The organism is Pseudoalteromonas sp. XI10, from assembly GCF_001469895.1.
GTDB lineage: Bacteria > Pseudomonadota > Gammaproteobacteria > Enterobacterales > Alteromonadaceae > Pseudoalteromonas.
Genome location: NZ_LOPY01000037.1, coordinates 81039 through 102842 on the forward strand (window position 1 = coordinate 81039; position 21804 = coordinate 102842).

Below are 21804 nucleotides of genomic sequence, written 5' to 3' on the forward strand. Positions count from 1 at the left end.
CATTGCTCCTAGAGTTGTACGACATGTGTGTCGTAGTAGTTATTTATAGAGGTTAGAAAAATCAAGGTTAACCCTTGCTTACTAACCGTAAAGTCTATTTCGCCGTGCCCTGGCACGGTTAAAGCGTGCTGACCTGCTGGCATCGCGTGCTGCGCAATACTCAGTTGACTAGGTAAAGTCGACCAGCTTCGCGTATCAGCCTGCTCTGATGCAATGTTATAAATATTCGCTAAAATATTACCGACATCGCCGCCGCTTCTTGCCAATTCTGCGCGCATCTTTTCTTTCGCAACCAAACGCATAACTTGGCGGGTTATTCTGCCAGCACTTTGATCTTTCAAAGTTTTTGCTGCCAACGCTTCAAGCCTAACAATGGGCGTCAGTGGCAAATTTTCGCCATCGAATGTCACTGTTTTATCACTGCCCGCATAAGGCGCATCGCGATAAACTGGCATGGCAATACTGTAAAAGCGTGCATCACCCCGGGAGGTATAAATGGGTAATCGTAAATGAAACTCTTGCCTTGCTGGTATCAAACCTTGCTCTGCAATTACAATTACTTGGCCCGTGTTTGCTTGAGTCTGCTTTAGCTTGCCAAAGCGTTTGCTAAATTCTTCAAAGTCCTGATCAAACCCTTGTTTTTTGGCAAGGCGTAACACTGTTTGCTGTAAGTAGCTATTTTCGCTATTTATTTCGAGTGCTTTTTTATAATCGATATAGGCATCATCAAACTGTTTATCCGCTTCATAAAGTAGGCCAGACAAATAAAACGTAAAGGCATTTTGAAAGCCATTTTTGACATTACCAATTAGCTCAGCTATATCTGGGTAGCCTTCGGCGGCCTTTTCTGCTTGTTCATCAAGTACAGCTTGGTTGTCTTTTAGTGCATCTTCTTGCACTTTATTAGCACGCCTAACTTCAACTAATGCAGATTCAAGTTGTTTATCAAATACATAACTCAGTGCTTTGTAGCTATGCAGCATCGTCATTTCATAGGCTGCTGGCTCATAACCAATCACTGAGTCATTGGTTAATAATGAATTTGTTTGCTCAAGGCCTGCGCTCAGCTGTACTTTGGCTGCTTGACGTTTTTTTTCCATATTTTGATAAACAGCTTCAAAGGTCTCATTGGCCTGAGAATTTTGTTTAGCCAAAAACTCAAGACGGGCCGTTTCAAGCTGATTTAATAAATAGTTACTATGGCCTCGGCTGTTACTTGGCAAAAGCTGCTGTGCACTTGCTATGTTATTTTGAGAAACAGCTTGGCGCACAGGTCTTAGCTGCGTCGCATAATCTTGGAATAGATCAGTAATACCTATGGTACTGCAACCAGATAACAGTAAAGCAGCTCCAATAAATAAACGTCGATGCACTGAACACTCCTTTTAAACAATGTACTGAGATTAGCATACGCGGCTTAACCTTCTATGATAAATTATGTAAAAAATCGTAAGTTAATTGTCTAATTTTAGGTCTTATCTTTTTTAAAACCAAAAGGATAACTCATTTGTTGAGCACAGTACTGTATACCTTGATTGCACTTTGTGCGTTTGCAGCTAACTCTTTGCTGTGCCGAATGGCATTACAAAGTGGTGATATTGATCCGTTAAGTTTTACTGCTATTCGCTTAGCCAGTGGGGCGTTTATGTTGCTTGGCTTACTTTTATGGCAAACAAAGCTAAAGCAAACAAAATCACAATCAGCTAAACCTTTAACCGATAAAGGTAACAATATCAGTGCCCTTAGTTTATTTGTTTACGCGCTGTGCTTTTCAGTTGCCTATGTTGATTTAAACACAGGCACAGGCGCACTTATCTTATTTTCGGCAGTGCAGTTAACCATGATAGGTCATAGTGTTTTAAATAAAGAGCCACTCAGCAAAGTACAGTGGGGAGCTTTGTTTGTTGCTTTTGCGGGTTTTATTTACTTAATGCTGCCCTCAGCCACCGTGCCTTCTTTCATACCAGCAATGCTTATGGCGTTAAGTGGCGTGGCATGGGGTGTTTACAGTATTCGCGGAAAATCATGCAGCTCACCTTTGCAAGCAACCAGCTTTAACTTTCTAAGAAGTTTAATACTTGTGCCAATTTTAGTCATTGTAGCTTTAGTTGATTGGCAAGGTATTACTGCGAGTGGGGTTTATTTGGCGATAGCTTCAGGAGCGCTTGCATCCGGGCTTGGTTATAGCATTTGGTACATAGCATTACCTAGGCTTAAAAGTAGCCAAGCAGGGGTGGTGCAGCTAACCGTGCCTGTGCTTGCCACATTAGCTGGGGTGGTGGTTTTAGATGAGCAATTAACAGCGCGTTTAGTTGTAGCCAGCGCCTTAATTCTTGGCGCTGTACTGGTGTTTTTAATGGCTAAAATTAGGGCGTATTAATATTTAACACGTAGCGTTCATACAGGGTGTTAAGTTCAGCTAGTATCGCTTGTTTACCGCTGAGCTCACTTTGTTCAATAGATTGCTGTAATGTTGCAACTGACAAATACTCCATCATCTTAGCAGATACAGCGATATGGCTGATATGCCAAGGCTCAGGGGCAACCCCACCTTTGTACTCTTGATAAGGGCGATAAAAACCATACTTTTCTAGGTTATCGTCAAGCCATGCAGCAAGCTTGGCAAAGGGCCCTGTGGGTGAATACTCATCAGGCGTTAATTGCAGCTGGTAATCATCGTCAATCGGGCGGGTATCGTAAATGTCGAGGTCGGTACCAAAGTGGTGCCTACTTGCCCCCGGAAGTGCTGAGTAAAGCATAATAGCGTGGCACTTTTCAGTATCACTTAGGATTTCTAAATCTACCGTTTGTTGCTCAAGGGTGTAAACCGGTCGAAGGCCCTGAAATTTAGCATTCCAAATAGCACTTTGACGATGAAAATCGCGAAAGCTAGAGGCAATTGTTAGATCAATACCTGCTTCTTTTGCTCCCTGCTGCAGAGCTAAAAAATCATTAACAATATCACGATGCAAGCGATGATTTTGTAGCTCAACTAAATGTGAGCTACTTAATCCCGTGGCGCATTGTTTAAGCTCGGTTTGGTTCATGTAAGCAGTTGCTCTAAAATGACTTCGTAAATATCAGCTAGTTGAATTAAATCATCCGTGCTAACACATTCATCTACTTTATGAATGGTTTCATTACGTGGACCAAGCTCAATGACCTTGGCACCTGTTTGTGCGATAAAGCGACCATCAGAAGTACCGCCGGTGGTTTCAAGCGCGGTGTCGCGTCCAGTCACCTGCTTAATAGCGTGCACGGTGGCATCAACTAACGGGCCATGATCGGTTAAAAACGGCAGTCCATTAACAATCCAATTTAGCTCGTAATTCAGGTTGTGTTTCTCAACAATTTCTACGACTCGCTGTTGTAGTTCTTGGTGAGTTACTTCGGTGCTAAAGCGAAAGTTAAATTGAATTTCAAGCTCACCAGGGATCACATTACCGGCACCAGTACCGCCGTTAATATTCGAAACTTGAAAGCTCGTTGCAGGGAAAAATTCGTTACCTTGATCCCACTCGGTTTGACTCAGCTCAGTTAACGCAGGAGCAGCTAAATGAATTGGGTTTTGCGCTAAATGCGGGTAAGCAACATGGCCTTGCACACCTTTCACAGTTAAAAAGCCAGTTAAAGAACCGCGACGACCATTTTTTACTACATCGCCAAGTACATCACGTGAAGATGGTTCGCCAACTAGGCATAAATCAATCTTTTCGCCTCGTGCTTCGAGGGTATCGATAACACGGGTTGTGCCGTTGATAAACGGGCCTTCTTCATCAGAAGTAATTAAAAACGAAATTGACCCTTTATGATCTGGGTGCTTAGCCACAAAACGCTCGGTGGCAACTACCATGGCAGCTAAAGAACCTTTCATATCGGCTGCGCCGCGGCCATGTAACATACCGTCTTTTACCAGTGCAGAAAAAGGCGGGTGCTGCCAATTTTTTGCAGGACCTGTTGGTACAACATCTGTGTGACCTGCAAAACAAAAATGCGGTGACGCATTTCCCTTACGAGCCCAAGTATTCAAGGTATCAGTGAAAAACAGTGATTCAATATTAAAGCCTAGTTTTTCAAGGCGTTCGTTCATTAGCGCTTGGCAACCAGCATCTTCAGGCGTTACTGATTCACGCTGAATAAGCGCTTGAGCAAGTTCAATAACAGGGTGAGTCATTAGGCAAAAATCTCATCGTATTGAGCTGCTTTAAAACCTAAGTGGTATTGGCCGTTATGCACAAGCACTGGGCGCTTGATCATCGCTGGTTGCTCAACCAGCAATGCTAATGCAGACTCTTTATCTAGGTTTTGCTTTTGTTCATCAGATAATTGGCGATAAGTTGTGCCGCGTTTATTAACTAAATCTTGCCAATCAATATGCGCTGCAAATTCGTTAACTAGCTCAGCACTAATGCCGTTTTTACGGTAATCATGGAAAGTAAATTCTTGATTGTTATCAGTTAAATATTTCTTGGCTTTTTTGATTGTATCGCAATTGCTGATACCGTACATGATAGTCATAAATTCTACTTTTTAGTTACAGTGAGTAATGTGTCTACCCCAGCAGTGACCTGAGATAGTGAATAATATAGGGGTCCAAGGTGTTGGCTATTGAGAACGCACAGTGTGCCAAGCATAGGACTGCTCAGCTCGCGTAAATCAAAATAGGCTAACCGTTCACCTTTGCTAATTTTACTGCCGTTTAATTTAGCAATATTGGTGTGGTTGATATGTTCTTCAACCGAAGAAAACGATAAGTTTAATAAAACTTTTAAACCGTTTTTTGCCTGTAAAATGTATTCTTTACCGGCATTTTTAACTTGTAATAGGGTGCCATCGAATGGCGCGATGATGTTGTGGCTAGTTAGTTCAACACTAATCCCAGGGCCAAGGGTAGCAAAACGAAAAAATGGCTCAGGGTGCTCGCTAATGCTTTTTACACGCCCGGTAAATGGGCTTTTAATGGCCATGCAGCGCGCTTTTCTGAGGCTGCGTTCGGGTAAGTATTGAACTTCGTTAGTCATAGCTTATTTAACATCACCTAGCACATGGTAACCGTCTTTTTTCAGGGCTGTAATAGCTTTGGCCATACTTTGCTTTTTCACCAATACATAATCTGTATCGTAGGTTGATAAAGCAAAAATCGAAATCGACGCTTTTGCTAGCACGCCAGAAATATTCGCCATAATACCCGTTAACGAAAAACCAAGTGGGCCAATTACTTCAAGTGCCTGCCAGTCGGTTTCTTGATCAAGACTGTCGAGTTGGAAACTGCTAGGGCAGACAATAGACAGCTCATCAGCCGTTTTTGCAATAAAGAAAATAGCTTGTTGGAGTAAGGCAGGATCAATCGTCGCATCGACATCTAAACTATGAATGGTAAGTTCTTCACTATGAAGTTGTAACGTTTGTTTTGACATCTGCGATCCTATCTTTGAAGCCTTTGAATTTATAGTATAGGTAAACAAAGTTAAGATAAAGCGCAATAATTTTGATTGCTGAGGTTTTACTCAATATCGCTGTTGAGGTTGTCCACAGAATCTGTGGATAAATATGGGAATAGGTACGTATAAAGACGCTAATAGGCTAATTTATAAAGGTTTTATAAATTAGCCTAAATTTTGAAGGGTTAATTTTCTAAGCTTTCAACTTGCTTAGCTTGAATCGCTGTAAGGGCAATGGTGTAAACAATATCATCTACTAATGCGCCACGGCTCAAGTCATTTACCGGCTTACGCATACCTTGCAGCATTGGGCCAATACTAATTAAATCGGCACTACGTTGTACGGCTTTATAAGTTGTATTACCCGTATTTAAATCTGGGAATACAAACACTGTTGCTTTACCTGCAACCGGGCTGTCTGGTGCTTTCTTAAGTGCTACGTTTTCCATAATAGCGGCATCATACTGAAGCGGGCCATCAATCACTAAATCAGGGCGCTTTTGCTGAGCAAGCTTAGTGGCTTCACGGACTTTTTCTACGTCAGCACCTGAACCCGAGGTACCCGTACTGTAGCTGATCATTGCAACACGCGGTTCAATACCAAACGCAGCCGCTGAATCCGCTGATTGAATCGCGATATCGGCCAGTTGCTCTGCCGTTGGATCAGGGTTGATAGCACAGTCACCGTATACCAGAACTTGATCAGGTAACAACATAAAGAACACTGACGATACCAACGATGAACCCGGTGCAGTTTTAATTAACTGTAGCGGTGGTCGAATCGTATTCGCTGTAGTGTTAACAGCACCTGACACTAGGCCATCTACTTTGCCTTGTTCAAGCATCATGGTGCCGAGTACAACATTATCAAGTAGTTGTTCTTGAGCAACCACCTCTGTTAAGCCTTTGTTTTTACGAATTTCTACCATAGGCGCAACGTAATCGTTGATCACATCACTTGGCTCAACAATAGTTACGTTATCGTTAAGCTCAACACCTTGTTGCTCAGCAATACGTAAAATTTCTTCTTTGTCACCAAGTAGGATTGTTTTTGCAATGCCACGTTGGCCACAAATTGCTGCGGCTTTAATCGTGCGCGGCTCATTACCTTCAGGTAAAACAACCGTTTTCTTCGCTTGACGGGCCTTATCTGTTAGTAGGAAGCGAAACGCTGGCGGAGACATTTTACGAGTACGACCAACACTTTGTGCAAGGCTGTCTAACCAGTCAGAGTCAATGTTACTAGCGTTGTGATCTTTTACTTTATCGATACGTTGGTCATCATCGCACGGTACTTCCATATTGAAGTTGTGCAGTAATAAAGACGTGCGCCATGTATCTTCTTGTGTTGCCAGGATTGGTAGGCCGGTATTCATAGCTTGTTCGCACAATTTCATAATGCGATCTTCAGGTTTAAAGCCACCGGTTAATAAAATAGCCCCAAGCTTGGTACCATTCATGGCTGATAAACAAGCGGCAACGAGTACATCAGAGCGATCGCCCGGAGTTACCAGTAATGCACCTGGCGTAAAGTGGCTTAAAATATTCGATACAGTACGAGCACAGAAAGTAACACGACGTAAACGACGATGAGCCATGTCGCCTTCATTAATAACTTCGGCTTTTAGGTATTCACATAAATCACGCACACGTGGCGCCACTAGGTCGAAATCCCACGGGATTGAACCTAATAACTTAAATGGGTGTTTTCTGAAAATAGGCAGTGATGCTAAACGGTTTAATTCGTTTTCAAGTTGCTCAGGCTCATGGGCTTCAACAAGGTCTGCACGAGCACGACCTTCGTCATCTAGAGGTGCATTAACTTTATTGAAAATACAGCCTAACACGCGAGGGTGGTTAACACCGCCATAGTTGCCAGAAGCAATTTCTAAACGGTCTTCAATTTGGTCGTTGCTATCGTTACTAGGTGTTAAAACAAAAACAATATCAGCACCGAGTGTTTGCGCGATTTCACGGTTTACACGGCCAGCATAAGGCTGACGACGTGTTGGCACCATACCTTCGATAATAGCAATTTCGTCTTCTTTAATGGTGCTTTCAAAGCGCTCTACGATTTCTTCTAGTAAATCGTCGCCTTTACCATCACCAATCATTTGCTCTGCATAGCTAAGCTCAAATGGTGTCGGTGGATTAATTGGCGAGCCATGGGTAACAATTTGCGTCGACTTTTCAGGACCTGTATCGCCAGAACGCGGCTGCGCAATTGGTTTGAAAAAGTTCACTTTAAGCGCTTTTTGCTCAAGTGCACGCACTAAACCAACAGAAACAGATGTTAAACCAACCCCAGTCGAAATAGGGATCAACATAATTCTACGTGCCATTTACTTAACCCTCCTTTGCAATGCGGGCTGCATCGTTAGCAATAACCCATTCTTCGTTAGTCGGGATCACAAACGCTTTAGCATGCGCTTGGCCTTTTGAAATTAAGCCTTCTTTACCAAAACGTGCCGCTAAGTTTGCAGCTTCGTCACATTCAAGGCCTAAAAAGCCTAATTGAGTGATTACTTTGTCACGAATGATATCTGAGTTTTCACCAATACCACCGGTGAAAATAAGTGCATCAAGGCGCTGCACAGGCACTAAGAATGCGGCGATTTGTTTTGCTAAGCGATAGCAAAAAATATCGAGTGCAAGGTTCGCTTGCGGGTGGCCCTCAACTGCGGCTTCTTCAATAGTGCGACAATCATTTGATAATTCACTAATACCTAGTAAGCCACTTTGCTTATTAAGTAAGTCATCAATTTCTTGTACTGAATAATTAAGTTGCTGAGTTAAAAACGTAAATAAACCCGGGTCGATGCTACCACTGCGGGTACCCATCACTAAGCCTTCAAGCGGTGTAAGGCCCATACTGGTATCAACACTTTTACCATCTTTAATCGCACATACTGAACAACCATTACCTAAGTGTGCACTGATCACATTGGTTTGCTCGCGCTCTTTACCTAATAATTTTGCAGCTTCACCAGCAACATAATAATGGCTTGTACCATGGAACCCATAACGTCTTACGCCGTGCTCTTTATAAAGCGAGTAAGGTAGGGCGTATAAGTAAGCAATATTTGGCATGCTTTGGTGAAATGCCGTATCAAATACCGCAATTTGTGGCAGCGCTGAGAACGCTTGCTGTGCAGTACGAATGCCTAATAAGTTGGCTGGGTTATGAAGTGGTGCTAGTGCGGCTGTTTTTTCGATAGCTGCAAGTACATCATCGTCGATAAGCACAGATTCAGTGAAATGCTCACCACCGTGCACAACACGATGACCCACAGCAATTAAATTATCCGCTAGGCCTAGCTCATTAACTAGCTTCACAAGCTCAGCAATTGCTGCATCGTGGGCTTGGCCCTTTGCAAGCTCAATAAGTTGTTTTTCACCATTATATTTATATTTGATTGAAGGCGTGTCTGAGCCAAGGCGCTCAGCTAAACCAGAAATAACTTCGTCAGAAGTGGCGGCATCTAAAATGGCAAATTTTAAACTTGAACTACCACAGTTCAGTACTAAAACATGTTGTGGTGAGCAAAGGGGCGTCGACATAGCTAGGTCCTAAAAGTACGATATCAGTCAGTGTATATTAAGGCTTGATAATTAGAATTCTTTGCCAGTATAGTAAATAAGTATTTTGTTGCTACACTTAACAAAGCTAGGCTGTAATTATACTAAAGTCTGGTTGACTTAAGCCGATAACATTTTATCTCATTTAGACTTTAAACGTTAGTCTCCTAACCATTAATTTGGTATTAAAACTAGGACAGGTTTTGCAGGGATTGTATCCGGGAGTGTATTACACTCGGTTGTGAAACAAGTTGAAAACCCTAGGAGTGATGATGCAAAAAGGTGTCATGTCACAAGTGCAAACAGGTCGTCAGTACGCTAAAAAATGGCCGATGCGACAAGAGCTCGCTCCATTGTTTGCCGAATTTAGAGTGATCAAGGCCACTGATCTGGCAATTACAGTGATGCCAATATTGGCAATGCTGACCGTTTTTATGCAAGTGAATTACTTAGGTAGTGATTATTTTCCACAAGCTATCACTATCGCGCTTTTCTTTTTATCACTACCGCTGCAAGGTTTGTTGTGGCTAGGCCGCCGTGCAGAAACCCGTTTAGAGCCAGCAATGCTAAGTTGGTATACCGAGCTGCACAGTAAAATGAAGGCGCATGGTTATCAGTCACAATTAACGACTGAAAAACCACGCTACACCGATTTAGCTCAATTATTAAAAGATATGTTCGAAAAAATGGATAAAGCCTTCACTAAAGAACACTTCTAATCGCGAATAAACTGGCTCACATAAAACGATAACGTTACTTTTTGTGGGCCTTGTTGCTCTATCTGCTGCCAATGTTCTGGGCGAAACTTCCACGCAAACGGCGTCATCATAATTAAATGTTTAATCTCATCGACCGACAACAGCACCTGTTGCTCTAACAAGTTTATCGACTCTTTGCTGAAGCCTGCTGGTGGTTCTATCTCTGTATGCGGTTTTACATCGGCATAAATAAACGCTTTTAACTCTTTAAGGTGCCAAGGGCCAGGGCTTGCAACAATTAAACTAGCTTGCGGTTTGGCAAGGCGAGCAAGTTCTTGTGCAAATAAAGGGGCAAATACACTAACAAGCACATCAGCCTGCGCATCTGCAAAAGGGGCTTGGCTAATCGACGCGACACTAAAATGTGCATTTTCGTAACGCTTAGCGGCGTATTTTACCGCGGGCTTAGAAATATCGACACCATATACATCGGCACTCGACTGCGCTGCAATTGCTTGAGTGTAAAAGCCTTCACCACAGCCTAAATCAATCACTGAACTTGGTTCGAGAGATGCCACTAGCTCTGCTAAAGCTTGCTGTAAAAACAAATAGTGCCCGGCACTTAAAAAAGCGCGGCGAGCCTGCACCATTTCAAGGTTATCGCCCGGTTGTTTCGACTTTTTATTTTGCACGGGAAGTAAATTGACATAACCCTCTTTGGCGATATCAAAACTGTGGTTGTTGTCACAACGGTAAGTTTTGTCGTTTAGAGTAAGTTCAAGTTTGCAAAGCGGGCAGTGATAGTGAAGACTCATGAGTCTAAATAGTCCTTATCATAAAAGGTTTTAACCCAATGAGGGCGATACGTGATCATCAAGGTAATAGCCATGCCATTGAGCATTGCTTCAGGAAACCAAATTATGGCACACAGAATAAGATAGTTTTCTGAAATCTCAATAAAACTGTAATCACCAAGCAAGTAATAAAACACACCGCTGGTAAGTATTTTAATGCAGGCGATAACAGCAGCGGTTAAAAACGCGCATAAAAAGATATAAATAAAAAAGTGTCTCGGCAGGTAGCTATAGCAAAGCACAAAACACAAATAGCTCAACGTAATTGGTAAAAAAGCAGTAAACAATAAATGCACTGGCAGTATTGATACTGGCAACTGAGCGACTAATACCAAGAGTAAACTTGCAAGAAGGCTTGCAAAAATAGCCAGTCGCCAACCTAAAATTAGGGTCACTGCAGTGACCCCTAAAATATGCAATTCGAGGCCTGGCAATATCCCCGCTTTAATGCGCCACAGTACCGCAAGTACTAAAGCACATGCGAGCACACCCACTTGTCTTATTGGCGTTGCCAATAATTGTGATGCGCTTTGCTTATCAAAGCTGAGCCAAAGTATTAGAGCCACACAGCTCCACAAAGGGAGCTGCCATTGCAGTGTGTCTATCATGCGTTAAATGTTGACCATATTGGCGCATGATCAGATGGTTTTTCGATACCACGTAATTCGTAATCGATACCAGACTCAACACAACGCTCAGCAAGAGCTGGAGTTGCTAAGATCACATCAATACGTAGACCACGGTTGTCATCAAAACCTTTTGAGCGGTAATCAAACCACGAATATTGCTCGGTTTTTTCTGGGTAAAGTTCACGGAAGGTATCTTTAAAGCCCCAGTTTAATAAAGTGCTTAACCATTCACGCTCTTCTGGTTGGAACGAACACTTACCAGTTTTTAACCAGCGCTTACGGTTTGGTTCACCAATACCAATGTCGAGATCGGTTGGTGAAATATTAATGTCGCCCATCACGATAACATCTTGCTCTGGCGTGTGGTTATCTTCTAAGTGAGTCATTAAATCTTTATAGAATTGACGCTTATAAGGGAATTTGGTTTCGTGGGCAATATTATCGCCTTGCGGGAAGTAGCCATTCATCACCGTTAGGTCACGACCATTATCTTGTGTCACGGTAACACTGATCATACGACGTTGTGATTCGTCGGTATCGGTTGCAAAGCCTTTAACAACTGATTTTGGCTCTTGTTTACATAACATCGCCACGCCGTAATGCGCTTTTTGACCGTGAAAATAAACGTGATAACCCATTTTTTGCACGTCTTCGAGAGGGAAGGCCTCATCATGTACTTTGATTTCTTGTAAGCCAATAATATCTGGTTGATGTTTATCAATTACGGCTTGCAATTGGTGTAAACGAGCGCGCAGGCCGTTAATGTTAAATGAGATTACCTTCATGGTGCACCTATTATTTTTGTTTCAGTGTTTAGCGCAATTCTATCATCAAACTAGGGCTTATTCATGAGCTAATTACGAAAATCAAATTGGGTAAATGTTGATCAATTGCTGCTTAATTTAAAAACATTGTTAACTCACTATTAATTATTAAATTAAATAAATAATTCAGTTGATCTACTGATTTTTGTTTATATAATGCGCGCAAACCATCCGTTCATATTATGTACTATTTAAAGGTAAACCATGAAAAAACAATTAGTGATGCTTTCTCTTGCATGTATCTCATTTGGCTCATTAGCAAGCAACCCGCACTACTTTTCAGCTGATAACCGTATTGAATCAAAGTTATGTAGCTTAAGTGCGAACGAAGGGTTTACCGCTGCACGTAAAGAAGCAGCAAAGCATGGCATTTCAATGTCACGTTTTTCAAAAAGCATTTTATGTAACGGTACTGACATCCGTGAAATTGCTAAAAAAGCACAATCACAAGAAGCAGCTAAAGCAGCTGTTGAAGTGTTTGCTAAAAATGAGCAAAAAGAAACTCAACTTTGCATCACTGCACTTAAAAAAGGTTTAACACCTGTGCGTGAAAAAATTGGTAACTTAAATACGTTAAAATGTAATGGCGAAGCAGTAACAGACTTCGTTAAGCGTTACCAAAACGCAGCTATCTAATAGCGGCATTTTTGTTATTTGTAAAAAGCGCTCTTCGGAGCGCTTTTTTTATGAAAAAATTACAGTGCTCCATGAAAAGCTTGCTAAATCATAGGCTTAACCGCAACTTAACTGAGCTGTAAGTGCTTGATTTTAGCCAGTAAGGCATTTTGGCATTCAACTTGTAACAGTCGAAGTGAATCTAATCGACTACAAGGAAATGTCTTATGAACAAGTTAACTTTAGCATCAACAATTTTAGCAGCACTAAGTCTTTCAGCATGTTCTGCAAGTAACTCTTTAGCAAAAATCGACAGTGATTTTGGCAGCCTAGATAACGACAATGACGGTTATATCTCTAAGGTAGAAGCTGACGATGATGCTATTTGGGATCATTTTTCAAATATCGATACCAATATGGATGAGCAAATCAGCCGTACTGAATTTAATGCATACATGCAGCTAAATACAGGCAAAGTGGCAACTGATAGTGAGGTATCTGAATCAGCATTTAAAGCTGAAATCGCTAAATTTGACCCAATCGAAAATGACTTTAAATCGTTAGATAACGACAAAAATGGTTATGTTTCTATTGAAGAAGCCGATGACGACGATATCGCAAATCACTTTGGCTATATGGATAGCAACAAAGATAAGCGTGTAAGCCGCACTGAGTTTGTTAATTACATTAGCAAATATGGCAGCGACGTTGCCGAAGATGATGCCCTTGAAATGGTTAAAAATAGCTAATTTCAATATTCATTCGTAAATATCCCCCAAAGCCAGTGTTTTACACTGGCTTTTTTACAATAATTTTTCCAACCTTGGCCGACTTCTGTCATAATAGAGCGTTAGTGATTTAAAATGACCTTTAGTAGCGATGGCCACAAAACGTATCAGTGATGAACAGTTAGTCGAAATCATAGAAGCCGCGATTTTTGTTGCTGGAAAACCTGTGTCTAAACGTCATTTAAAAGAGACAGTATTAGCTGATTTAAGCGTTTCTATGCCGCGCATTAATAATGCAATTGAACAAATTCAAACGCATTATCAAACCCGAGGCATTAAGCTTGTTGCAGTAGGCAGCGGTTACAGGTTTCAAGCCTGCGCTAGTTTAGCGCCTTGGCTGGCAAACTTATGGCAAGAGCGCGCACCTAAATACTCACGAGCACTACTAGAAACTTTATCCTTGATTGCCTATAGACAACCTATTACCCGTGGTGAAATTGAACAAGTACGGGGGGTTGCTGTTGGCTCAGGAATAATTAAAACCTTATTAGAAAGAGAGTGGGTTAGAGTTGTTGGCCATAAAGAGGTGCCTGGGCGCCCAGCATTGTATGCCACAACATCCGCTTTCTTAGATTATTTTTCATTAGCTGGTTTAGATGAATTACCGCCGTTACCTGAACTTCAGGAGAGTAAAATCAACCAGTTATTGAGCGATCCTTCTGTGAGAGAACTATCTGAATGAGTAATGTAGAAACTGAAAAGTTACAAAAAGTATTAGCCCGTGCTGGCGTGGGTTCACGTCGTGAAATGGAAAAATACATCGATGCCAACCGTGTGAGCGTGAATGGTAAAGTGGCACGTTTAGGCGACCGTGTTGAAGCAACCGATGTAATTCGAGTTGACGGTCACGTAGTAAAAATTGAAGACAAAGCCGACCGTATTTGTCGAGTGCTTATGTATAACAAACCAGAAGGCGAGTTATGTACACGTAAAGACCCTGAAGGACGTCGTACGGTATTTGACCGTTTACCACGTGTTGATGGCGAACGTTGGATTGCAGTTGGCCGACTAGATATTAATACCGCTGGTTTAATGCTGTTTACTAACGATGGTGAACTTGCTAACCGTTTAATGCACCCAAGCTACGAAGTAGAGCGTGAGTACTCAGCTCGTGTGTTTGGTGAAGTGACTAACGAAACGCTACGCACTTTAACAAAAGGTGTTGAGCTTGAAGATGGTCCTGCAAAATTCTTAAACATCAAACCTATGGGTGGTGAAGGTATCAACCGTTGGTTCAATGTGACTTTAACAGAAGGTCGTAACCGCGAAGTACGTCGTTTATGGCAATCACAAGATGTTGAAGTATCGCGTCTTATCCGTATTCGTTACGGTAAGTTAGAGCTTGATAAGCGCTTGCCACAAGGTGGTTGGGCTGAGCTTGATTTAGACACGGTTAACTATTTACGTAAAACAGTACAACTAGGCCGCGAAACGCAAACTAAGCTGTCGGTTATTCCTGAAAAGCGTAAAGACAAGCGTGCTAAAATTAACCAAATCCGTAAGGCGGTTAAAAAGCACAATCAACGCGCTAAACAAACTAAGCGTCGTTAAAAACTATTTTCAAACTTGTTTGCAAGTAGAACACTTCACTTGCAAACAGGCATAAAAAAAGCAGCGATATCGCTGCTTTTTTTGTTTCACAATGCTAATTAAGCATTTTCAACTGCTGTACGTGGGTCAACATATTCCATGTTGAAAGCTTCAGCCACTTCTTTATAAGTAACTTTACCTTTGATCACGTTTAAGCCTTTTAAGAAGTTTGCATCGTCAAGAAGCGCTTTCTTATAGCCTTTGTTAGCAAGGTTGATGATGAACGGTAATGTTGCGTTGTTAAGTGCAAACGTAGAAGTACGTGGAACAGCACCTGGCATGTTAGCAACACAGTAGTGAACAACGTCATCAACGATGTAAGTAGGATCAGCGTGAGTTGTCGCTTTAGAAGTTGCGATACAACCACCTTGGTCGATTGCAACGTCAACGATTGCCGAACCAGGCTTCATTGCTTTGATGTGCTCAGCTGTTACTAGTTTAGGCGCTGCTGCACCTGGGATTAGTACGCCACCGATCACAAGGTCAGCTTCTAATACGTGTTTTTCTAGTGCGTCAGCAGTAGAGTAGATAGCTTTAACTTTATTACCGAACTGTGCGTCTAATGCACGTAGTACGTCGATGTTACGGTCAAGAACAACAACATCAGCACCTAGGCCAACAGCCATTTGCGCTGCGCTACGACCAACCATGCCGCCGCCGATAACAACAACTTTAGCTGGCTCAACACCTGGTACACCACCAAGTAACATACCACGGCCGTGGTTTGATTTTTCAAGCGCTTGTGCACCAGCTTGGATAGACATACGACCAGCAACTTCACTCATAGGAGCAAGAAGAGGTAAACCGCCACGTGAATCAGTTACTGTTTCGTAAGCGATACACACTGCGCCACTTTTAACTAGGTCTTCAGTTTGTGGAAGATCCGGTGCTAAGTGAAGGTAAGTAAATAGAATTTGGTCTTCGCGTAACATTGCACGCTCAACTGCTTGTGGCTCTTTTACTTTAACGATCATTTCAGCTTTAGCAAAAACGTCTGCTGCTGTAGGTAAAATTTCAGCACCAGCTGTAACATAATCTTCGTTAGTGAAGCCAATGCCCATACCAGCATCAGTTTCAACAAACACTTGGTGGCCATGGTTTACTAGTTCACGAACACTCGCAGGAACCATACCTACACGGTATTCATGGTTTTTGATTTCTTTAGGTACACCAATAATCATAGTTTTTCGCCTTAATAGAACGGGATAAAATTTTTGACTATTATATTCATGACCAGCCAGTGTGTCTCACCTTTTTTAAGTGGTAATCTAGTGATATAATCTAAAAATACATTTTAAACAGTGCAAAACTCTGGTTTGGCTTATGCATCAATTACTCGACAGAATAGACCGTAAAATTTTAATGGAATTACAGCTCGATGGTCGGATCTCTAACGTAGAGCTGGCAAGGCGTGTAGGGCTAAGTGCCACCCCTTGTTTGGAACGGGTAAAAAAGCTCGAAAGAGAGGGTTATATACTCGGATATAAAGCAGTAGTGGATCCTGCTAAACTTGGCCAAGGTTTGTCGGTTTATGTAGAAGTAACCATCACTAAAACCTCACCAGATGTTTTCGAAGAGTTTAACGCTGCAGTTAAAAAGCACGACGAAATAATCGAGTGTCATCTAGTATCGGGTAATTTCGACTTTTTATTAAAAACACGTGTAAATGATATGTCGGAATATCGTAATGTACTGGGTGATATTCTACTAAAACTACCAAATGTCAGTGAAAGCCGAACTTATGTGGTAATGGAAGAAGTAAAAGGTGAAGAAGGGGTCATTATTCGCCCATATATTGCCTAAACTGTTAAAATACATATTGAGTAACAAAAACTTGTTCATTATCAGTCCATCAAGGCTAAGATAAAGTGCATCAAACGGCATTTCCTGCTAAGGTATTTCACTGCTAATCGATCAGTAAAGAATAATAAGGAATAGGGAGCTATGCGCCTAAATGGTGTTCAAAGACTGTTAGAAACGGGGCTAATCATCAGCACCTTTGCTGCAGTATTTATTTTATGTGCATTAATCAGTTTTGATCCTGCGGACCCTTCATGGTCGCAAACCGGTGAATTTGTTAATGTTAAGAATATTACCGGCACAGCGGGAGCTTGGGTTGCTGATATCCTATTACTCACTTTTGGCTGGCTTGCTTATTTAGTGCCTGTTGCTATTCAATTGTTCGGTTATTTATTATTTAAACAGCCACACCGTATTTTCCAGCTTGATTACACCACGCTTGCCTTACGTGTTATTGGCTTTGCGCTGTTTATTACTTCAGCGACCGCTATCAGCAGCATTAATTTTGATGATATTTATAACTTTTCATCTGGTGGGGTAGTGGGGGATGTTATTGCTACAGCAATGATGCCAACCTTTAATTTTACCGGCACCTCAATTTTATTACTGTGCTTTTTCTTTGCAGGCTTAACCCTATTAACCGGTATTTCGTGGGTGCAATTCGTCGATTTTGTCGGCAAGTGGGTAATGAAAGCATTTTACTTTTTACGTGAGCAATTTTCTGCGTGGCTACATCGTGAAAAAGAAGCTGTTAAAGATATTGCCACTACAGAGCCAGACGCTAACTTTGTAGAACCAGAAAACGAGCCAGCTATTAGCTTTAATGATGCAGATGAAGAAGAACCAAAGCCTACTAAGCCTAAGCAAAAGCCTGCAGAAAAAGCCGATGATGACTTTAAAGGCTTTGACGAACTTGATGATATTCTTGACCAAGAAATTGGTTTTAGTGCCCTTGATGATGAATCATTCGATACCGTTTCGGCACTGAATGCGCTTGATCAGAGCCCAGTCGTTGAGCCAGAAAAACCTGTCACAACGGTTGTTTCGCCTGCGCGCCCTATGCCTAAACCAAAACCTGCATATGAGCCACCGCCAACGGCAAAAGAAAAGTTTGAAGCACTGCTTGAAGAGCAGCCGCCTACAAACCCTTTACCATCACTTGATTTATTAGACCGCCCAGATAAAGCGAAAAACCCATTATCTCAAGAAGAGCTTGATGGAATCTCGCGTTTAGTTGAAACCAAATTACTTGATTTTAACATTCAAGCTGCGGTTGTGGGTGTATACCCAGGTCCGGTTGTAACGCGTTTTGAGCTTGATTTAGCGCCGGGTATTAAAGTAGCTAAAATCACTGGCTTAGCGAAAGATTTAGCACGTTCACTGTCTGCTGTAAGCGTACGTGTTGTAGAAGTTATTCCGGGTAAAACTTATGTAGGTTTAGAGCTGCCTAACAAACACCGTGAAATCGTGCGTTTAAGCGAAGTTATTAACGCGCCTAAGTTTGAATCAAACCCATCACCACTGACTATGGTGTTAGGTAAAGACATTGCTGGCGAGCCAGTATGTGCTGACCTTGGCAAAATGCCACATTTACTTGTTGCGGGTACTACAGGTTCAGGTAAGTCAGTGGGCGTTAATGTAATGATATTAAGCTTACTGTACAAATCGGGCCCAGATGATGTTCGTATGATCATGATCGACCCGAAAATGCTTGAACTTTCTGTGTACGAAGGCATCCCACATTTATTATGTGAAGTTGTTACCGACATGAAAGAAGCAGCCAATGCATTGCGTTGGTGTGTAGGCGAAATGGAACGTCGTTATAAGCTAATGTCGGCACTTGGGGTGCGTAACTTAAAAGGTTACAATCAAAAAGTGTTGGATGCCAAAGAAGCGGGCCAACCGATTCTAGATCCACTGTTTAAAGACACCGACGGCATGGCCGATGGCCCTGAAGAGCTTGATAAACTGCCAAGTATTGTGGTGGTCATTGACGAATTTGCCGACATGATGATGATCGTGGGTAAAAAAGTGGAAGAGCTGATTGCACGTATCGCGCAAAAAGCCCGTGCTGCTGGTATTCACTTAGTGTTAGCAACACAGCGCCCATCGGTTGACGTAATTACAGGTTTGATTAAAGCGAATATTCCAACACGAATGGCGTTCCAAGTTTCAAGTAAAATTGACTCGCGTACCATTTTAGATCAGCAAGGTGCTGAAAACTTACTTGGTATGGGTGACATGCTTTACTTACCGCCGGGTACCAGTGTACCAGTGCGTGTGCATGGCGCGTTTGTTGATGACCACGAAGTTCATGCGGTTGTAGACGATTGGAAAAAACGTGGCAAACCAAATTACATTGATGAAATTTTAAGTGGCGATGCCACAGAAGAAATTTTACTACCAGGAGAAACCAGTGAAGACGGTGATGAAGAGTCAGATCCGCTTTACGATGAAGCAGTATCATTTGTAATTGAAACCGGCAAAGTGTCGGTATCGAGTGTACAGCGTAAGCTTCGTGTAGGTTATAACCGCGCAGCTCGCTTAGTTGAACAAATGGAAACATCAGGCATTGTTAGCGCACCAGGACATAACGGTGCCCGCGAAGTCTTAGTGCCAAATGGTGGAGCAAATTAATGAAAAAAATTAAATACCTAGCCCTAATTATGGGTTGTTTATTAAGCGGTCAAAGTTTTGCAGACGACAGCGAAGCGTTGCAACAACAACTGGCTGCGATTAAAAGTTTTAAAGCAGAGTTTTCACAGCAAGTTACCGATTCGCAAGGCGAAGCTATCATGCAAGGTGAGGGGAATATTGCTCTTCAGCAACCTATGATGATCCGCTGGCAACAGCAAAGCCCAGACGATACTTTATTTGTATCTAATGGCGACAAAACGTATTACTTCGACAGCTTTGCTGAGCAAGTAACGATTATGAATACCCACAGCTTGATTGATTCAACACCGTTTGTATTGTTGACCTCAAAAGATCCAGAGCAGTGGGCAAAATACCAAGTTGTGGCAACCGATGCAGGTTTTAGCGTAACACCAAACAAAGGCGTTGAGAGCCAAGTTGAGCAACTAGACATTAGCTTTAACGCTCAAGAGCAAGGCCTAGCATCACTGACTGTACTAGATACCTCTGGTCAGCAGTCTTTATTTACCTTTAAAGATGCTAAAGTAAACGAAGCACTTGCAACTCAAACCTTTGAATTTACTATTCCTGAAGGTGTTGAAGTTGACGACCAAAGCCAAGGTGATTAAGGCTTGAGTAATCTCGGATTTAATTTTGGTCCTGATGTGCGCCCACTTGCGGCGCGCATGCGACCCGAAACACTCAATGACTACATAGGTCAGCAGCATCTTTTAAGCCCCGATAAACCTCTTTACCAAGCAATTCTTGCAGGTCGATGCCACAGCCTCATTTTGTGGGGGCCGCCAGGCGTTGGTAAAACCACGTTAGCGCAGATTATTGCAAACCATGCCGATGCCAGCCTCATTCAAATGTCGGCAGTCACAGCAGGTGTAAAAGACATTCGTGAGGCCGTAAGCGAAGCAAAAGCAAACCTTGCTGGGCGAGGGCAGCGCACCTTATTATTCGTAGACGAAGTGCATCGCTTTAATAAATCCCAGCAAGATGCATTTTTACCGCATATCGAAGACGGTACTTTTATTTTTGTTGGCGCGACCACCGAAAACCCATCATTTGCACTTAATAACGCGATACTGTCTCGTGCCCGTGTATATGTATTAAAAGCACTTGAACAAGCCGATTTATTTAACGTAATTGAGCGTGCTTTACGTGAAGACGTAGAGCTCAGCCAAAAACACATAGACATTGCCGAAAACGCTAAGCAAGCGCTTTGCCAAGCAAGTGATGGCGATGCACGTAAAGTACTTAACCTGTTAGAACAAGCGGTTGATTTAACCACGGAGCAGCAGGGTAAATACCTTGTTGATCAACATGTTTTAAGCCAAGTACTGCCAACTCACTTAGCCAAATACGATAAAGGCGGCGATGAGTTTTACGACTTGATTTCAGCGTTTCATAAGTCAGTGCGAGGTAGTTCACCTGATGGCGCCTTATATTGGTACTGCCGTATTTTAGCAGGGGGCGGAGACCCACTTTATGTTGCAAGGCGCTTATTAGCGATTGCTACAGAAGATATTGGCAATGCCGACCCGCGAGCAATGGAAGTGGCACTCAACGCGTGGGATATTTTTCAACGTGTTGGCCCAAGTGAAGGTGAGCGCGCTATTGCACAAGCCACCATTTATTTAGCCAGTGCCCCGAAAAGTAACGCGGTTTATATGGCATTTAATCAAGCTATGCAAGATGCTAAAAATGAGCCGAGCCATCCGGTGCCAGAGCATTTACGCAATGCACCAACTAGCTTAATGAAAGACTTAGGTTATGGCGCTGAATATCGGTATGCACACAATGAGGAAGGTGCATTTGCTGCAGGCGAAAAGTATTTCCCTGAGGCAATTAATGATCGCCAGTATTACTTCCCAACCGACCGCGGGCTTGAACAAAAAATAAAACAAAAGCTGGAATATTTAACCCAGCGCAACGAGCAAAGTGATATTAAACGTTATGAATAGTTTGAAACTTTACATGATGATTGCAATGGGTGGCGCTTCAGGGGCATGTTTACGCTATTTTCTTAGCGAAACCATGCTAAAACTGCTCGGTAGGGGATTCCCTTTTGGCACGTTGACAGTTAATATTCTTGGTTCATTGTTAATGGGCATTTTATACGGCTTGATTGAAAAAGAAATAATCGCTGTTAGCCCCGCTAAAACCTTAATTGGTATTGGCTTTTTAGGTGCATTGACCACCTTTTCAACATTCTCAATGGATTCGTTGTTGCTCTTGCAACAAGGTCACTTTTTTAAAATGGCCCTCAATATCACCTTGAACGTGGTGGTGTGTATATTTATGGCTTGGCTGGGCCTTCAGCTGGTAATGCAAAAAGGTTAAAAA

23 protein-coding genes are annotated in these 21804 nt (G+C 42.3%); 11 read left to right on the forward strand and 12 right to left on the reverse strand.

Annotated features, from left to right (window positions below):
* Positions 1–8: 8 nt before the first annotated feature.
* Positions 9–1373: a COG3014 family protein gene (locus AUR67_RS07515; RefSeq protein ID WP_058584798.1), complete on the reverse strand. Its 1365-nt coding sequence runs from the start codon at positions 1371–1373 to the stop codon at positions 9–11.
* Between the two features lie 137 nt (positions 1374–1510).
* Between AUR67_RS07515 and AUR67_RS07520 the strand changes: the two genes are divergently transcribed.
* The gene (locus tag AUR67_RS07520) at positions 1511–2380 is read left to right on the forward strand and encodes a DMT family transporter (protein WP_058584829.1); all 870 of its coding nucleotides are present in this window, start codon (positions 1511–1513) and stop codon (positions 2378–2380) included.
* Here AUR67_RS07520 and AUR67_RS07525 read toward each other — a convergent pair.
* The 7 genes from AUR67_RS07525 to AUR67_RS07555 all read right to left on the reverse strand — a co-directional run bounded on the left by AUR67_RS07525 (position 2367) and on the right by AUR67_RS07555 (position 9002).
* On the reverse strand, positions 2367–3047 hold the full coding sequence (locus AUR67_RS07525; protein WP_058584799.1) for a M15 family metallopeptidase: 681 nt from the start codon (positions 3045–3047) through the stop codon (positions 2367–2369). The two genes, AUR67_RS07520 and AUR67_RS07525, sit on opposite strands and share 14 nt — an antisense overlap.
* Complete coding sequence (gene dapE, locus AUR67_RS07530) at positions 3044–4174, reverse strand: succinyl-diaminopimelate desuccinylase (protein ID WP_058584800.1); 1131 nt, start codon at positions 4172–4174, stop codon at positions 3044–3046. Before dapE ends, AUR67_RS07525 begins: the two co-directional genes overlap by 4 nt.
* On the reverse strand, positions 4174–4518 hold the full coding sequence (locus AUR67_RS07535) for an ArsC family reductase (protein ID WP_058584801.1): 345 nt from the start codon (positions 4516–4518) through the stop codon (positions 4174–4176). The genes dapE and AUR67_RS07535 overlap by 1 nt, the downstream gene beginning before the upstream one ends.
* Positions 4519–4523: 5 nt before the next feature.
* A complete protein-coding gene (locus AUR67_RS07540; RefSeq protein ID WP_054561267.1) occupies positions 4524–5021 on the reverse strand; it encodes a PTS glucose transporter subunit IIA in 498 nt (165 codons plus the stop codon).
* 3 nt (positions 5022–5024) lie between these two features.
* Positions 5025–5417: an ACT domain-containing protein gene (locus tag AUR67_RS07545; RefSeq protein WP_054552960.1), complete on the reverse strand. Its 393-nt coding sequence runs from the start codon at positions 5415–5417 to the stop codon at positions 5025–5027.
* A 209-nt stretch (positions 5418–5626) separates the two neighbouring features.
* Positions 5627–7783 (reverse strand): phosphate acetyltransferase, encoded by a 2157-nt coding sequence (gene pta, locus AUR67_RS07550; protein WP_054561268.1) that lies wholly within the window; start codon positions 7781–7783, stop codon positions 5627–5629.
* 4 nt (positions 7784–7787) lie between these two features.
* A complete protein-coding gene (locus tag AUR67_RS07555) occupies positions 7788–9002 on the reverse strand; it encodes an acetate kinase (RefSeq protein ID WP_058584802.1) in 1215 nt (404 codons plus the stop codon).
* Positions 9003–9292: 290 nt separating this feature from the next.
* Here AUR67_RS07555 and yfbV point away from each other — a divergent pair, with 290 nt between their 5' ends.
* Positions 9293–9739, forward strand: coding sequence for a terminus macrodomain insulation protein YfbV (gene yfbV, locus AUR67_RS07560; RefSeq protein WP_054552963.1), 447 nt, complete (start codon positions 9293–9295; stop codon positions 9737–9739).
* Here yfbV and AUR67_RS07565 read toward each other — a convergent pair.
* Genes AUR67_RS07565 through xthA form a run of 3 tightly spaced genes read right to left on the reverse strand, consistent with a single transcriptional unit; the run spans position 9736 to position 11986 of the window.
* A complete protein-coding gene (locus AUR67_RS07565; protein WP_058584803.1) occupies positions 9736–10533 on the reverse strand; it encodes a putative RNA methyltransferase in 798 nt (265 codons plus the stop codon). The two genes, yfbV and AUR67_RS07565, sit on opposite strands and share 4 nt — an antisense overlap.
* Entirely contained in the window at positions 10530–11180 is a 651-nt protein-coding gene (locus tag AUR67_RS07570) for an energy-coupling factor ABC transporter permease (RefSeq protein WP_152996508.1), read from the reverse strand. Before AUR67_RS07570 ends, AUR67_RS07565 begins: the two co-directional genes overlap by 4 nt.
* A complete protein-coding gene (gene xthA / locus AUR67_RS07575; protein ID WP_058584804.1) occupies positions 11177–11986 on the reverse strand; it encodes an exodeoxyribonuclease III in 810 nt (269 codons plus the stop codon). Before xthA ends, AUR67_RS07570 begins: the two co-directional genes overlap by 4 nt.
* A 243-nt stretch (positions 11987–12229) precedes the next feature.
* Between xthA and AUR67_RS07580 the strand changes: the two genes are divergently transcribed.
* The 4 genes from AUR67_RS07580 (at position 12230) to rluB (ending at position 14979) form a co-directional block, all read left to right on the forward strand.
* Entirely contained in the window at positions 12230–12661 is a 432-nt protein-coding gene (locus AUR67_RS07580) for a hypothetical protein (protein ID WP_054561271.1), read from the forward strand.
* 206 nt (positions 12662–12867) lie between these two features.
* Positions 12868–13389, forward strand: coding sequence for an EF-hand domain-containing protein (locus AUR67_RS07585; protein ID WP_054561272.1), 522 nt, complete (start codon positions 12868–12870; stop codon positions 13387–13389).
* Positions 13390–13519: 130 nt separating this feature from the next.
* Complete coding sequence (scpB, locus tag AUR67_RS07590; protein ID WP_054552968.1) at positions 13520–14110, forward strand: SMC-Scp complex subunit ScpB; 591 nt, start codon at positions 13520–13522, stop codon at positions 14108–14110.
* Positions 14107–14979 carry a 23S rRNA pseudouridine(2605) synthase RluB gene (gene rluB / locus AUR67_RS07595; RefSeq protein WP_055198703.1) on the forward strand — a complete coding sequence of 291 codons (873 nt, stop codon included), beginning with the start codon at positions 14107–14109 and terminating at the stop codon, positions 14977–14979. Before scpB ends, rluB begins: the two co-directional genes overlap by 4 nt.
* Positions 14980–15077: 98 nt before the next feature.
* Here rluB and ald read toward each other — a convergent pair whose 3' ends face one another.
* On the reverse strand, positions 15078–16199 hold the full coding sequence (gene ald, locus AUR67_RS07600) for an alanine dehydrogenase (RefSeq protein ID WP_058584805.1): 1122 nt from the start codon (positions 16197–16199) through the stop codon (positions 15078–15080).
* Between the two features lie 142 nt (positions 16200–16341).
* Here ald and lrp point away from each other — a divergent pair, with 142 nt between their 5' ends.
* The 5 genes from lrp to crcB all read left to right on the forward strand — a co-directional run bounded on the left by lrp (position 16342) and on the right by crcB (position 21801).
* A complete protein-coding gene (gene lrp / locus AUR67_RS07605; protein WP_054552971.1) occupies positions 16342–16821 on the forward strand; it encodes a leucine-responsive transcriptional regulator Lrp in 480 nt (159 codons plus the stop codon).
* A gap of 141 nt (positions 16822–16962) precedes the next feature.
* Positions 16963–19455 carry a DNA translocase FtsK gene (locus AUR67_RS07610; protein ID WP_058584806.1) on the forward strand — a complete coding sequence of 831 codons (2493 nt, stop codon included), beginning with the start codon at positions 16963–16965 and terminating at the stop codon, positions 19453–19455.
* Entirely contained in the window at positions 19455–20081 is a 627-nt protein-coding gene (lolA, locus tag AUR67_RS07615) for an outer membrane lipoprotein chaperone LolA (protein WP_058584807.1), read from the forward strand. The genes AUR67_RS07610 and lolA overlap by 1 nt, the downstream gene beginning before the upstream one ends.
* 3 nt (positions 20082–20084) lie before the next feature.
* Complete coding sequence (locus AUR67_RS07620) at positions 20085–21422, forward strand: replication-associated recombination protein A (protein ID WP_058584808.1); 1338 nt, start codon at positions 20085–20087, stop codon at positions 21420–21422.
* On the forward strand, positions 21415–21801 hold the full coding sequence (crcB, locus tag AUR67_RS07625) for a fluoride efflux transporter CrcB (protein ID WP_082389253.1): 387 nt from the start codon (positions 21415–21417) through the stop codon (positions 21799–21801). Before AUR67_RS07620 ends, crcB begins: the two co-directional genes overlap by 8 nt.
* The last annotated feature ends 3 nt before the right edge of the window (positions 21802–21804 follow it).

Excerpts from the sequence above, each read along its gene's own strand:
- AUR67_RS07525 (WP_058584799.1), bottom strand. The coding sequence starts at position 3,047 with ATGAACCAAACCGAGCTTAAACAATGCGCCACGGGATTAAGTAGCTCA.
- dapE (WP_058584800.1), bottom strand. The coding sequence starts at position 4,174 with ATGACTCACCCTGTTATTGAACTTGCTCAAGCGCTTATTCAGCGTGAA.
- AUR67_RS07535 (WP_058584801.1), bottom strand. The coding sequence starts at position 4,518 with ATGACTATCATGTACGGTATCAGCAATTGCGATACAATCAAAAAAGCC.
- AUR67_RS07540 (WP_054561267.1), bottom strand. The coding sequence starts at position 5,021 with ATGACTAACGAAGTTCAATACTTACCCGAACGCAGCCTCAGAAAAGCG.
- AUR67_RS07545 (WP_054552960.1), bottom strand. The coding sequence starts at position 5,417 with ATGTCAAAACAAACGTTACAACTTCATAGTGAAGAACTTACCATTCAT.
- pta (WP_054561268.1), bottom strand. The coding sequence starts at position 7,783 with ATGGCACGTAGAATTATGTTGATCCCTATTTCGACTGGGGTTGGTTTA.
- AUR67_RS07555 (WP_058584802.1), bottom strand. The coding sequence starts at position 9,002 with ATGTCGACGCCCCTTTGCTCACCACAACATGTTTTAGTACTGAACTGT.
- yfbV (WP_054552963.1), top strand. The coding sequence starts at position 9,293 with ATGCAAAAAGGTGTCATGTCACAAGTGCAAACAGGTCGTCAGTACGCT.
- AUR67_RS07565 (WP_058584803.1), bottom strand. The coding sequence starts at position 10,533 with ATGAGTCTTCACTATCACTGCCCGCTTTGCAAACTTGAACTTACTCTA.
- AUR67_RS07570 (WP_152996508.1), bottom strand. The coding sequence starts at position 11,180 with ATGATAGACACACTGCAATGGCAGCTCCCTTTGTGGAGCTGTGTGGCT.
- xthA (WP_058584804.1), bottom strand. The coding sequence starts at position 11,986 with ATGAAGGTAATCTCATTTAACATTAACGGCCTGCGCGCTCGTTTACAC.
- AUR67_RS07580 (WP_054561271.1), top strand. The coding sequence starts at position 12,230 with ATGAAAAAACAATTAGTGATGCTTTCTCTTGCATGTATCTCATTTGGC.
- AUR67_RS07585 (WP_054561272.1), top strand. The coding sequence starts at position 12,868 with ATGAACAAGTTAACTTTAGCATCAACAATTTTAGCAGCACTAAGTCTT.
- scpB (WP_054552968.1), top strand. The coding sequence starts at position 13,520 with ATGGCCACAAAACGTATCAGTGATGAACAGTTAGTCGAAATCATAGAA.
- rluB (WP_055198703.1), top strand. The coding sequence starts at position 14,107 with ATGAGTAATGTAGAAACTGAAAAGTTACAAAAAGTATTAGCCCGTGCT.
- ald (WP_058584805.1), bottom strand. The coding sequence starts at position 16,199 with ATGATTATTGGTGTACCTAAAGAAATCAAAAACCATGAATACCGTGTA.
- lrp (WP_054552971.1), top strand. The coding sequence starts at position 16,342 with ATGCATCAATTACTCGACAGAATAGACCGTAAAATTTTAATGGAATTA.
- AUR67_RS07610 (WP_058584806.1), top strand. The coding sequence starts at position 16,963 with ATGCGCCTAAATGGTGTTCAAAGACTGTTAGAAACGGGGCTAATCATC.
- lolA (WP_058584807.1), top strand. The coding sequence starts at position 19,455 with ATGAAAAAAATTAAATACCTAGCCCTAATTATGGGTTGTTTATTAAGC.
- crcB (WP_082389253.1), top strand. The coding sequence starts at position 21,415 with ATGAATAGTTTGAAACTTTACATGATGATTGCAATGGGTGGCGCTTCA.